Genomic DNA, 13,379 nt, shown 5'->3' on the forward strand with positions numbered 1-13,379 from the left:
CAGACGGCTATGAGTGATCGGCACGACTATGTCGCCCTGGAGTGGGTCAAGGGCGAGATCGCGGAAACCCTGAAGCAGGCGCGTCAGGCCCTGGAGGCGTACGTTGAGAGTCCGCAGGACTCAACACGCATGCGTTTCTGCCTGACCTATCTGCACCAGGTCCAAGGCACTCTGCAGATGGTGGAGTTCTACGGCGCCGCGCTGCTGGCAGAGGAAATGGAACAGCTCGCGCAGGCGCTGCTGGAAAACCGCGTGAGCAACCAGGGCGAGGCCCTGGAAGTGCTGATGCAGGCCATTCTGCAGTTGCCGGTGTACCTGGATCGCATTCAGAGTGCGCGGCGTGATTTGCCCATGGTGGTGTTGCCGCTGCTCAATGACTTGCGCGCTGCCCGCGGCGAGAAGTTGCTGTCGGAAACCAGTCTGTTCTCGCCTGACCTGACCGTGCGTATGCCGGTTTTGTCCCACGACTCTCTGGTGCAGTTGCGCACCGCCGAGTTGCCGATGTTGCTGCGCAAGCTGCGGCAGATGCTGCAGATGGCCCTTGTTGGGGTCATTCGCAATCAGGATATGGCCACCAACCTGGGCTACATGGCGCGGGTTTTTGCGCGCCTGGAAACCCTGTGTAAAGAGGCACCGCTCGGCCCGTTGTGGCAGATCGCCTCAGGTATGGTCGAAGGCCTGGCCAATGGCAGCGTGAGTCATGGCACTTCGGTGCGTACCTTGCTGCGCCAGGTCGACAAAGAACTCAAGCGTCTGGTCGAGCAAGGTGCCGATGGCATCAACCAGGCTGCGCCCGATGATTTGGCCAAGAACCTGTTGTTCTATATCGCCAAGGCCAGCACCCAGTCGCCGCGCATTCGTGTACTGAAAGAGCAATATCGCCTCGACGAGGCCCTGCCGGATACCGATGTTGTCGACGAGGAGCGTGCCCGCCTGGCCGGTCCGGATCGTGATGCCATGCGTTCGGTGGTGGCAGCGCTTTGTGAAGAGCTGGTGCGGGTTAAAGACAGCCTGGACCTGTTTGTGCGCAGCGATCGCAGCAAGGTAGCCGAGCTGGAAAGCCTGATGGCGCCGCTCAAGCAGATCGGCGATACCCTTGCCGTGCTGGGCTTTGGTCAACCGCGTAAAGTCATTCTCGATCAGCTCGATGTGGTCCACGGCCTGGCCACCGGCCAACGTGAGCCCAGCGATGCATTGCTGATGGATGTCGCCGGCGCGCTGCTCTATGTCGAAGCGACCCTGGCGGGCATGGCCGGTCCGGCCGACGAAGGCCGTCGCGAAGAAAGCCACCTGCCCACTACCGACGTGGCGCAGATTCACCAGTTGGTGATCAAGGAAGCGCGTACCGGTCTGGAGCAGGCCAAAGACGCCATCATCGAATTCATTGCCTCGCAGTGGAATCACGAGCATTTGGCCCGCGTCCCCGAGTTGCTGACGCAGGTGCGCGGTGGTCTGGCGATGATTCCCCTGGCCCGTGCCGCAGACCTGTTGCAGGCCTGTAATCGCTACATTCAGGAACAGTTGTTGGTGCGCAAGGCCGTGCCCAACTGGCAGAACCTCGACACCCTGGCCGATGCCATCACCAGCGTCGAGTACTACCTTGAGCGCCTGTCCGAAGACCATGCCGCTCAGGGCGACCTGATCCTCGACGTGGCGGAAGAAAGCCTGGAAAGCCTGGGTTACCCGCTGAAGGAAAAGCCGTCGATTCTCGACTGGCCGGCAACGCCCATTGAAGCACCTGCACCGCTGGCCGATCCGCTGGCGGATATCGAGGTGCTGGCCGATGAGCCGCTGGAAGAAATTGCCCTGGCATTGCCCGATGAGCCGGTTGAGTGGGTTGCTGACGCCGCCGATGTGCTTGGCGCGCAAGACGATGACGAGCTGGCTGCGTCATTTGCCGAGCTGCAGGCGGATGAGTCGGTGCCCGTGCTCGACGAGCATCACTGGGACCTGAGCGAACCTTTCGCGGTCAGTGATGAGCCCCTGGATTTCAGTCTTGATACGCCGCTGGAAAGCCTTGAAAGCCTGCACCCGCTGGAAAGCCTGGATGTGCAGGAGCTGTCACTGCCCGACGTGGCGCTCGCGTTCGACGAGTTGAGCCTCGACGATGCTCCGGCGCACTGGAGTGACGCCGAGTTGGCCGAGCTGGAGCTGCCGGACGTCGAATTGCCTGCCATGGTGGATGAGCCTCAGGCGCCGGCAGAGGTTGCTGAAAAAACCCTGTCCATGGCCGACGTAATGGCCGCACCGGTACAAGCGATCAATCCGCCTGCGCAAGACGTTCCGCCCAGCTTGCTGCCACCGCCGGCCGATGAAGAGCCCGTCGACGAAGAGCTGCTGGAAGTGTTTGTCGAGGAAGCCGGTGAAGTACTGGAGACCATCGCCGAATACTTGCCGCAATGGCGTGCCGACACCGCTAATAAAGAGGCCCTGAGCGAAGTGCGTCGGGCCTTCCACACCCTCAAGGGCAGTGGTCGGATGGTACGCGCGCTGGTGATCGGCGAGCTGGCCTGGTCGATTGAAAACCTGCTCAACCGCGTGCTGGACCGCAGCATCGAACCGGCAGAACCGGTGCAGCAAGTCATTGCCGAAGTGGTCGAACTGCTGCCTGCGCTGGTTGAAGAATATGCCGCCAAGGCCCAGCGTCAGCGAGACGATGTCGACCTGTTGGCGGCCACGGCTCACGCCTTGGCCAAAGGCCAGCAAATGGCTGTCAGCGCCGCTGCTCCTGCAGCTCCTGCTGCGCCGGTTGCTGTGCCCGGTGCCCTGGCCGGTGCGGATGACGAAGAGTTGATTGATCCGCAGTTGCTGGAGATCTTCCGCAACGAGGCAGAAACCCATCTGGATACCCTGGTGGGCTTCCTGGCTGACTGCGCGCAGGAATTGCCGCGGCCAGTCACTGATGATTTGCAACGCGCCCTGCACACACTCAAAGGCAGCGCCTACATGGCGGGCATTCTGCCGATTGCCGAAATCGCCGCGCCGCTGGAAAAACTGGTCAAGGAATTCAAGGCCAACCTGATCCCCATGGACATGGCCGAAGCCGAGCTGCTCAGCAGCGCGGAGAAGCTGTTCCGCCAAGGGCTGGAACAGCTGGAAAGCCAACCCCTGGCCGCGATCGAAGGTGCCCCGGCATTCCTTGCGCGGGTTCAGGCGCTGCATCAGGAACGTCTGACAGCCGCCGAAACGTCGCGCCAGAGTGATGCCGGCGAAAGCCGTGATCCGCAGTTGATCAATATCTTCCTTGCCGAAGGCATGGACATCTTGCTGGATGCCGATGAGCTGCTGCGCCGCTGGCGTGAACAGCCCTCCGAACAGCAGGAGCTCAGCGCTCTGTTAGGCGAGCTGAGTACGCTCAGCCGGGGCGCCGAAATGGCCGAATTGCCCCAGGTCAGCCACATTTGCGAAGCCTTGCTGGATGTTTACGGTGCCGCTCAGGAAGGGCGTTTGGCCGTTAGCGAAGGTTTCTTCAACGAAGCCGAAAATGCCCATGAAGCATTGGTCCATATGATGGATCAAGTGGCTGCCGGGCTGCAGGTTGGCGAACAACCCGAGCGTGTGGTTGCCCTGCGCCAACTGCTGGAGACCACCCTGGACGATGCCGCCCTGGCCTTGCTGGAGCCGGGTGAAGAGCAGGCGCTGGAGATTGTTGAGTTAGCCGATCAAGCCTGGACGCCTGTTGAAGCGCCGCTTGTGACCGAGACGACTTGGCTGTCTGCAGACGAGATTGCAGCCGAGCTCGAGTCGGAGTTTGAGCCTCTTGCGGTGGCAGACAGCAGCATTGCGCTGGATGCTGAGATGGTCGAAATCTTCCTCGAGGAAGCGGTTGACCTGCTCGACAGTGCGGGGCAGTCCCTTGAGCGGCTGCAAGCTGAGCCTGAGAATCCTCGCGCCTTGTCGTCCTTGCAGCGTGATCTGCACACCCTCAAGGGTGGTGCGCGGATGGCGGAAATTCGACCGATTGGCGACCTCGCCCATGAGCTCGAATCCCTTTACGAAGGTCTGGTGGATCGCCGCTACAGCTTCTCGCCGGCGCTCAGTAGCCTGCTGCAAAAAAGCCATGATCGTCTCGCCGTGTTGCTGGACGAACTGCAGGGGCAGCGCCCGCTGACGCAGCCAGAAGAACTGATTGAGGCTATTCGCGCGTTCCGTCAGGGCGGCGCGTTAAGCAGCCAGCCGAGCGCTGAATTGAGCGCTGCCGCTGAGCCCGAGTTGCCCGCCGCGATTGAGCAGGACAGTGATGCTGTCAGCCCGAGTGCCGAGGACGAAACGTTGGCGCTCGTCGACGTCACCGAGGATATCGAGTACGCCCTACCGGACGAGGCGCTGTCCCTTGACGGCCTGACTTGGAGCGAAGAGCCCGAGCTGCCGGTTATCGACGCGACTGAGTTGCCCGCGGAGCTGAGCGATGACGAGCCGGTAGCGGTCGTCGAACTCGGCGAGCAGGAAGATGAACTTGAGCTGTCTTTGCCGACGCTCAGCATCGAAGCCGAAGCCGAAGCCGAAGCCGAAGCCGAAGCCGAAGCCGAAGCCGAACTGGATCTGGACGCCGAACTGCCGGCCGAGCTGGAGTCGTTACCCGTTAACGAGTTTACGGCCGCGCCTGAATTCGACGAGCCGGCACCCTTTGAGCCGCCGGCGCCCGCCGCGGTCGTTAGCAGTTATGACGATGAACGCGATCCTGAGTTGGTGGAAATCTTCCTTGAAGAGGGTTTCGACATCATCGACAGCGCCGGTGCTTCGCTGCAGCGCTGGATGGATGACACCGACAACAGCCTAGAGCTGGAAGCCCTGCAGCGCGATCTGCACACCCTCAAGGGTGGTGCGCGGATGGCGGAAATTCGCGAAATTGGCGACCTGGCCCATGAGTTAGAGTTCCTCTACGAGGGCTTGGGCAATGGCCGTTTGCGTGCCAGTCCGCCCCTGTTCGAGCTGCTGCAGAATTGTCATGACCGTCTCGCCGAGATGCTTGAGGCGGTGCGTGACAAGCGTGGCGTGCCGGATGGCGAGGCGCTGATTGCTACCATCAAGCACTTCCGCGCCAACCCGGACGAACAGTTGAGCATGCCGTCCAGCGTGCACCTGAAGGCCGTGACGCCAGCGCTTGAGGAGCAGGAAGAAAGCGACGATATCCTCGACATCTTCCTCGAAGAGGCCGACGAGCTGCTGGAAGAGCTGGAAAGCGCTGCTGGGCGGTTGGAAAGCTCGGCGCAAGACAGTGCTCCGGTAGCCGATATCCTGCGCGTTTTGCACACCCTCAAAGGTGGTGCGCGCCTGGCGGGTCAACGTCGTCTGGGTGATCTTTGCCACGACCTCGAACAACATTTGAGCGAGGCCCAGCAGCACGGTGCACCTTGGCCGGAAAGCCTGTTTGTCGATGTGCAATCGGGTTTTGAAGGCTTGCAGGGTGAGCTTGAGCAGCTGCGCAAACGCTTGTACGACAATACTGCTGCCGACGCGGCCGTGGCTGTTCAGGACGATGTCGAGCCGCCAGTGAGTCAGGACGTCAGTGTCGAGGCGCCGTTGCCGGTGCTCGACAGTCCGTTCCTGGCCGCCAGTGCGCTGCCGGCAAAAGTCGAGATTGCTCGGGTGCTGCCGTTTGTACGCCGCGCCCAGGAGGCCGCGCTCGAAGCAGCCTCTCGGCGCGCGCCGCAGGAACTGGTCAAGGTCCCGGCGGACCTGCTCGAAGGCCTGGTTAACCTGGCCGGTGAGACGTCGATCTTCCGTGGTCGCGTCGAGCAACAGGTCAGCGACGTCAGCTTCACCCTCGGCGAGATGGAAGCCACCATTGAGCGGGTGCGTGATCAGTTGCGCCGCCTCGATACCGAGACCCAGGCGCAGATTCTCAGCCGTTACCAGGCCGAGGCCGAGCGGGTGGGTTACGAAGACTTCGACCCGCTGGAAATGGACCGTCACTCACAGTTGCAGCAGCTCTCGCGAGCGCTGTTCGAGTCGGCATCCGACTTGCTCGATCTGAAGGAAACCCTGGCCGCCCGTAACCGCGATGCCGAGACCCTGTTGCTGCAACAGGCGCGTGTTAACACCGAGCTGCAGGAAGGCCTGATGCGTACGCGCATGGTGCCGTTCGATCGCCTGGTGCCGCGTCTGCGCCGGATTGTGCGCCAGGTGGCGGGCGAGCTGGGCAAACAGGTGGAATTCACCGTCGGCAACGCCGATGGCGAGATGGACCGTACCGTGCTGGAGCGCATCGTTGCGCCGCTGGAGCACATGCTGCGCAACGCCGTCGACCACGGCATTGAGCGTCCCGAACAACGTCTGGCCGCCGGCAAGGCGGAAGCCGGCAACATTCGCCTGACCCTGGGCCGCGAGGGCGGAGATATTCTCCTGATCCTCAGCGATGACGGCGGCGGCATCAAGCTGGACGCCGTGCGGCGCAAGGCGTTGGAGCGCGGCATGATGGATGCCGAGTCGGACCTCAGCGATCACGAGATCCTGCAGTTCATCCTCGAAGCCGGTTTCTCCACCGCCGAGCATGTCACGCAGATTTCCGGGCGTGGCGTTGGCATGGACGTGGCTCACTCCGAGATCAAGCAACTCGGCGGCTCCATGACCATCGAGTCGACACCCGGCGAGGGCACGCGCTTCCTGATTCGTTTGCCGTTCACTGTGTCGGTCAACCGCGCGCTGATGGTGCTGTCTGGCGAAGACCTGTATGCGATCCCGCTGAACACCATCGAAGGTATCGTGCGGGTTTCACCTTACGAGCTGGAGGCCTACTACGGGCCGGATGCGCCGCGCTTCGAATATGCCGGGCAGACCTACGAGCTTAAATACCTCGGCGACCTGCTCAACAATGGCCAGCAACCCAAGTTGGTGGGCCAGAGCCTGCCGCTGCCGGTGATTCTGGTGCGTTCCAAAGAACACGCCGTGGCCGTTCAGGTTGATAGCCTGGCCGGTTCTCGCGAGATCGTGGTGAAGAGCCTCGGTCCGCAGTTCTCCGGTGTGCATGGCGTGTCGGGTGCGACCATCCTCGGCGACGGCCGCGTGGTGATCATTCTCGATCTGTTGGCCACCATCCGTGTGCTGCATGCCCATCTGTTGAGTCAGCTGCAACCGCGGCTGGTCAGCCCGGCGGCGCCGAGCGCAGCAGAGATCGAAGCGGACCGGCCGACCCTGGTCATGGTGGTCGACGACTCGGTCACCGTGCGCAAGGTCACCAGTCGCCTGCTGGAGCGCAACGGCATGAACGTGCTGACCGCCAAGGACGGGGTGGATGCCATCGCCCAGTTGCAGGAGCGCAAGCCGGACATCATGTTGCTCGACATCGAAATGCCACGCATGGACGGTTTCGAAGTGGCCACCCTGGTGCGCCACGATGAGCGTCTGAAAGACCTGCCCATCATCATGATTACCTCGCGTACCGGCAGCAAACACCGCGAGCGGGCCATGGCGATTGGCGTCAACGAGTACCTGGGCAAGCCGTATCAGGAATCCCTGTTGCTCGAAACCATTCAGCAGTTGGTCAAAAAACATGACTGAGCAAGCTGCCGCACGCATTGCTGTGCTAGCCGATACCTCGTTGCAGCGCCATGTGCTGCAACAGGCCCTGGTCGCCAATGGCTACACCGTGGTGCTCAATAGTGACCCGGCGCGTCTGGATGAAGAGGCCTTGGCGGCCTGTGAAACCGACCTGTGGCTGGTGGACCTGGCGCAGTCGGACGATTCGCCGCTGGTGGACAACCTGCTGGAGCGAGCCACTGCCCCGGTGCTGTTCGGTGAGGGCCACGCCCCCGAACGTCACTCGGAAAATTACCCGCGCTGGGAACGGCGTCTGTTCGGCAAGCTGAAGAAATTGGTGGGTGACCCTGCCCAGGGCGTCGGCCGCAGCCTTGAAGCGTTGCTCGCCGACTCCTCTCGGCCGGCGCGTTTGGAGTTGCCACAGTCGCTCGCCGACATGCCGCTGGCGGCCGGTGAACCGGCTCGTCAGGTCTGGTTGCTGGCGGCCTCCATGGGCGGTCCGGCAGCGGTCAAAGAGTTTCTTGATGCGCTGCCGGGCGGCCTGCCGGTCGGTTTTGTCTATGCCCAGCATATCGATGCCAGCTTCGAGGCCAGCCTGCCGCAAGCCGTGGGCCGCCACAGCCAGTGGAAGGTCAACCAGGCCCGTCAGGGCGATGCCATTCGTTGCGGCGAAGTGGTGGTGGCGCCGATCAGTTATGAACTTGGCTTTGCCGATGACAGCGCCATGAGCATTGCCGATCGTGGCTGGCCGGAACCCTATAGCCCGTCGATCGACCAGATGATGCTCAACCTGGCCCAGCATTTCGGCGCCCAGTGCGGTGTGATGGCCTTCAGCGGTATGGGCAGCGACGGCAGTGCCGCTGCAGCCTATGTGCGCCGTCAGGGCGGTGAAATCTGGACCCAGCGTGCCGACAGTTGTGCCTGCGCGAGCATGCCCGACAGCCTGCGCGAAGGTGGCTACAGCCAATTCAGCGGCTCGCCGCGGGAGCTGGCCGAGGCCTTGGTCAATCATCTGGCCGGACAGTGCAGCTGAAGCTGCCAGCGTTGAGTACTAGGAAGTCGTCATGAGCCAAGCCGTAGCCACTACCCCCACCGCCTCCAGCACCCTCACCGGGCTGGTGGTGCCCCTGAATGATCGCAGCCTATTGTTGCCCAACGTCGCCCTGGCCGAGCTTATGCCCTACCGCGCGCCACTGGCGATCCCAGGCATGCCGGCGTGGATGCTGGGTCAAGTCGCCTGGCGTGACCTGCGTTTGCCCTTGCTGTCGTTCGAGGCCGCCTCTGACGGTCAGGCACAGATCGGCAGCACCGCCCGTGTTGCAGTGATCAACGCCCTGGGTGGTCGTCCCCATGTGAAGTTTCTGGCACTGCTGGTGCAGGGCATTCCACGCTCGGTCAAGCTGGAGAGCAATCTTGCGCGCGCCAACGTGCCGCTGGCGCCGCTGGAACTGGATGCGGTGAGCATCGCTGACAGCGTGCTGAAGATTCCTGATCTGATGGCATTGGAGCAGATGCTCGTGGATGCTGGCCTGATCTAATTCGTCGCGGGCAAACAAAAGCCCCGGTACCCAGAACAACCCGCAAGGGTTGGCTGAGTACCGGGGCTTTGTTGTTTCTAGGAGCCTGTCGGACTTGACCGTTCGTAGCGAGGGAAAGACCGGTTTGAGGCAGTTTCTGCGCTCTTTTGCGGCGAATAGTCATTCTATTCAACGAAAAAGAGCTCAGAAAATGACCAAGTCCGGCTTTTCCGCAGTAGAACAGCGTTAAGTCCGACAGGCTCCTAGGGCTTAGGGTTTGGCGTCAATCGCCGGTTTGCCCAGCTCAGCCAGTTCGGCCTGCAGGTTGTCTTCCGAGCGGTGGCCGCCCCAGTAGTCGGCATTCTTGATCCCAAGTTTTTCCGGATGGAATACCGGGTCCAGACCGAGCTTCTGTTGCGCCTCGTAGTCACGCAGGCAAACGAAAGCGGTCTTGTGCATGAGGATGATGGCGATGATGTTCAGCCAGGCCATCAGGCCGACGCCGATATCGCCCAGGCCCCAGGCCAGGTCAGCGGTCTTGATCGTGCCGTAGACGGTGGCGGCGATCAGAGCGAACTTCAGTACCACGGTCAACCATGGCCGATTCACCTTACGGTTGATGTAGGCGATGTTGGTTTCAGCGATGTAGTAGTAGGCAACGATAGTGGTGAAGGCGAAGAAGAACAGCGCCACGGCCACGAACACCGAGCCGAAGCCGGGCATGATGTTTTCCATCGCGGTCTGCACATAACCAGGCCCGGCGGCGATGCCGGCGATACCGGTAAACATCGCTTCACCATTCGGGCCTTGGACGTTGTACTGGCCGGTGATCAGCAGCATAAAAGCGGTGGCCGAGCAGACGAACAGGGTGTCTACGTACACCGAGAACGCTTGCACCAGGCCTTGCTTGGCCGGATGGCTGACTGCGGCGGCCGACGACGCGTGCGGGCCAGTACCCTGGCCGGCTTCGTTGGAGTACACGCCACGTTTTACGCCCCACATGATCGCCAGGCCGAGAATGGCACCGAAGCCGGCATCCATACCGAAGGCGCTTTTGAAGATCAGGACAATGACCGCTGGTAGCTGTTCGATATTCAGCATCACCACGATGCAGGCGACGATGATGTAGCCCAGGGCCATAAAGGGAACGACCACCTCTGCGAAGCTAGCGATGCGCTTCACGCCGCCGAAGATGATGAAGCCGAGCATGATCGCCAGCACGGCGGCGGTGGTGTTGGGGTGGATGCCCAGAGCCATTTCCACGCTGGAGGCGATGGAGTTGGCTTGCACGCCCGGCAGCAGCAGACCGCAGGCAATGATGGTGGCGATGGCGAAGATCCACGCATACCACTTCATGCCTAGGCCTTTCTCGATATAGAACGCCGGGCCGCCACGGTACTGGCCGTCGATTTTCTCTTTGTAGACCTGGCCGAGGGTCGACTCGACGAAGGCCGAGCTGGCGCCAAGGAACGCCACCATCCACATCCAGAACACCGCGCCGGGGCCGCCGAAGGTGATGGCGGTGGCCACGCCGGCGATGTTGCCGGTGCCCACGCGTCCGGCCAGGGTCATGGTCAGGGCCTGGAATGAGCTGACGCCGTGCTCGTCGGTCTTGCCGCCGAACATCAGCTTGATCATTTCCTTGAGGTGACGCACCTGCAGAAAGCGCCCGCGCAGGGAGAAATACAGGCCCACGCCCAGGCACAGATAAATCAGCGCTGGGCTCCAGATCACGCCGTTGATGGTGTTGACCAATTCATTCATGCCGCATTACTCCAGGGTCTGTTGCAGCCAAGGGTAGTGGCTGCGCCGTTATTGTTATGGCGGATAAGCCAGCGTCGCGGCGGCCTGGATCAGGCGGCCGCGACGGGGGTTAGACAAGCAAACGATAGGCCAAGGCACTGGAGCGTGCGATCAGAAAAGCGACAGTTGAGACTAGAAATTCCCCCTAACTGTTATGCCGCGCCGAGGTTGCGGCGACGGTGTGCAGCCTTAGAAATCGCCCCACAGTTGCTGCGCCACGCTGAGGGCGACGGCCGCGGCGGTTTCCGTGCGCAGCACGCGCGGGCCCAGGCGTGCTGCCTGGAAGTTTGCTGCAACGGCCTGGCTCACTTCAGCGTCGTTGAGGCCGCCTTCGGGGCCGATCAAAAACGCCAGGGAGGCTGGTTTGGCATGGCTGACCAGAGGCTCGGCCACCGGGTGCAGCACCAGCTTCAAATCTGCCTCGACCTGCGCCAGCCAGTCGGCCAGCAGCAGCGGCGGATGAATCAGCGGCACGGTTGAGCGTCCGCATTGCTCGCACGCGCTGATGGCCACCTGTTGCCAGTGGGCCAGGCGCTTGTCGGCGCGTTCATCTTTGAGGCGTACCTCGCAGCGCTCGCTGACGATCGGGGTGATCTCGGCCACGCCCAGTTCGGTGGCCTTCTGGATTGCCCAGTCCATCCGCTCGCCGCGGGACAGGCCCTGGCCCAGGTGCACGCGCAGGGGCGAGTCGGGCTGGCCGGGCAGTTGCTCGGTCAGTTCCACACGCACGCTTTTTTTGCCCACTTCGATCAGTTGGCCCAGGTATTCCTGGCCGCTGCCGTCAAACAGCTGCACCGCATCGCCTACCCCATGGCGCAGCACGCGACCGATGTAGTGGGCTTGTTCTTCCGGCAGGGCATGCTGGCCGAGGCTGAGGGGGGCGGCGATGTAGAAACGGGAAAGGCGCATGGGAACCCGGCGGCGGCAGTCAGTGGAAAGGCGCCAGTTTAACAGGCTGGCTGACCGTGGTGGCGGCCAGCCAGCCTGTGCCTGTCAGCCCGGATCGCGGTGGTTGGGGTGCAGATTGCTGCTCACCGCCACGCTGACGCTGCCTGAACAGGCGATGTCGATACCTTCGCTGGCCACTTCGGCGAGGAAGTCGATCTGCTCGGGTGTGATCACATACGGCGGCAGGAAGTACACCACGTTGCCCAGTGGGCGCAGCAGGGCGCCGCGCTCCAGAGCGTGTTGGTAGACCTTAAGGCCGCGGCGTTCCTGCCAGGCATAAGGCGTCTTGCTGGCTTTGTCCTGCACCATCTCGATGGCCAGGGCCATGCCGGTCTGGCGCACCTCGGCCACATGCGGGTGGTCGACCAGGTGCGCGGTGGCAGTTGCCATGCGCGTGGCCAGGGCCTTGTTGGCTTCGATCACGTTGTCGTCGCGGAAGATATCCAGGGTCGCCAGCGCCGCCACGCAGGCCAGCGGGTTGCCGGTGTAGGTGTGTGAATGGAGGAAGGCGCGCAGGGTGGCGTAGTCGTCGTAAAACGCCTGGTACACGGTGTTGGTGGTCAGCACCGCCGCCATCGGCAGGTAGCCGCCGGTGAGGGCCTTGGACAGCACCAGGAAGTCCGGGGTGATGCCGGCCTGCTCGCAGGCGAACATGCTGCCGGTACGACCGAAGCCGACGGCAATTTCGTCGTGGATCAGGTGCACGCCATAACGGTCGCAGGCCTCGCGCAGCAGCGTCAGGTAGATAGGGTGGTACATGCGCATGCCGCCGGCGCCCTGGATCAGCGGCTCGACGATCACCGCCGCCACTTCGTGGTGGTGCTCGGCCAGGGTCTGTTCCATGGCCGCGAACATGGTGCGCGAGTGCTCCTCCCAGCTCATGCCCTCGGGGCGCAGGTAGCAGTCCGGGCTCGGCACCTTGAGGGTATCCAGTAGCAGGGACTTGTAGGTGTCGGTGAATAGCGCTACGTCGCCCACCGACATCGCCGCCACGGTTTCGCCGTGGTAGCTGTTGGTCAGGGTGACGAAACGGCTCTTGCCGCTCTGGCCGCAGTTACGCCAGTAGTGGTAGCTCATCTTCAGCGCCACTTCGATGCCTGACGAGCCGTTGTCGGCGTAGAACACCCGGTCCAACCCGGCGGGGGTGATCTGCACCAGACGCTCGGACAGCTCGATCACCGGCTGATGGCTGAAGCCTGCGAGCATCACGTGTTCGAGGTTGTCCAGCTGGTCCTTGAGGCGCTGGTTGATGCGCGGGTTGCCATGGCCGAACACATTGACCCACCAGGAGCTGACCGCATCCAGGTAACGCTTGCCGTCGAAGTCTTCCAGCCACACACCGTCGCCGCGCTTGATCGGGATCACCGGCAGGCGCTCGTGGTCTTTCATCTGCGTGCAGGGATGCCAAAGTACGGCCAGATCGCGTTGCATCCACTGGGCATTCAGACTCATTGCGTTGCTCTCCATTGTCGACCCGCCAAGCCTATCAGAACCACTTCAACGTCTGCTGCGCGTCGGCCATGCCGCGTTGAAATCGGGCTCAGAATGCTCATTTACAACCGTAAACTCCGCTTCTTCGCCCGATTTCGCCTTGCCTGGCTCTAGCTCGCAACACGTTGATGCGGTTCTAAG

Annotated in this window: 6 protein-coding genes; 3 read left to right on the forward strand and 3 right to left on the reverse strand. The window is 62.4% G+C overall.

The window, feature by feature from the left end:
* The first annotated feature begins 9 nt into the window (after positions 1-9).
* Genes AC56DI_RS16195 through AC56DI_RS16205 form a run of 3 tightly spaced genes read left to right on the forward strand, consistent with a single transcriptional unit; the run spans position 10 to position 9,017 of the window.
* Complete coding sequence (locus AC56DI_RS16195) at positions 10-7,500, forward strand: hybrid sensor histidine kinase/response regulator (protein WP_496347058.1); 7,491 nt, start codon at positions 10-12, stop codon at positions 7,498-7,500.
* Positions 7,493-8,512 carry a chemotaxis protein CheB gene (locus AC56DI_RS16200; protein WP_496347059.1) on the forward strand — a complete coding sequence of 340 codons (1,020 nt, stop codon included), beginning with the start codon at positions 7,493-7,495 and terminating at the stop codon, positions 8,510-8,512. Before AC56DI_RS16195 ends, AC56DI_RS16200 begins: the two co-directional genes overlap by 8 nt.
* A 31-nt stretch (positions 8,513-8,543) precedes the next feature.
* Positions 8,544-9,017 (forward strand): chemotaxis protein CheW, encoded by a 474-nt coding sequence (locus tag AC56DI_RS16205; protein ID WP_496347060.1) that lies wholly within the window; start codon positions 8,544-8,546, stop codon positions 9,015-9,017.
* A gap of 249 nt (positions 9,018-9,266) precedes the next feature.
* Here the strand turns inward: AC56DI_RS16205 and AC56DI_RS16210 are convergent, their stop codons facing one another.
* The 3 genes from AC56DI_RS16210 to AC56DI_RS16220 all read right to left on the reverse strand — a co-directional run bounded on the left by AC56DI_RS16210 (position 9,267) and on the right by AC56DI_RS16220 (position 13,199).
* Positions 9,267-10,760 (reverse strand): alanine/glycine:cation symporter family protein, encoded by a 1,494-nt coding sequence (locus AC56DI_RS16210; RefSeq protein ID WP_496347061.1) that lies wholly within the window; start codon positions 10,758-10,760, stop codon positions 9,267-9,269.
* A gap of 228 nt (positions 10,761-10,988) precedes the next feature.
* The gene (locus tag AC56DI_RS16215) at positions 10,989-11,708 is read right to left on the reverse strand and encodes a 16S rRNA (uracil(1498)-N(3))-methyltransferase (protein ID WP_496347062.1); all 720 of its coding nucleotides are present in this window, start codon (positions 11,706-11,708) and stop codon (positions 10,989-10,991) included.
* 84 nt (positions 11,709-11,792) lie between these two features.
* Positions 11,793-13,199: an adenosylmethionine--8-amino-7-oxononanoate transaminase gene (locus AC56DI_RS16220; protein ID WP_496347063.1), complete on the reverse strand. Its 1,407-nt coding sequence runs from the start codon at positions 13,197-13,199 to the stop codon at positions 11,793-11,795.
* Between the last annotated feature and the right edge of the window lie 180 nt (positions 13,200-13,379).

Source organism: Pseudomonas sp. BGA-UO-ETr-WB11 (assembly GCF_059567785.1).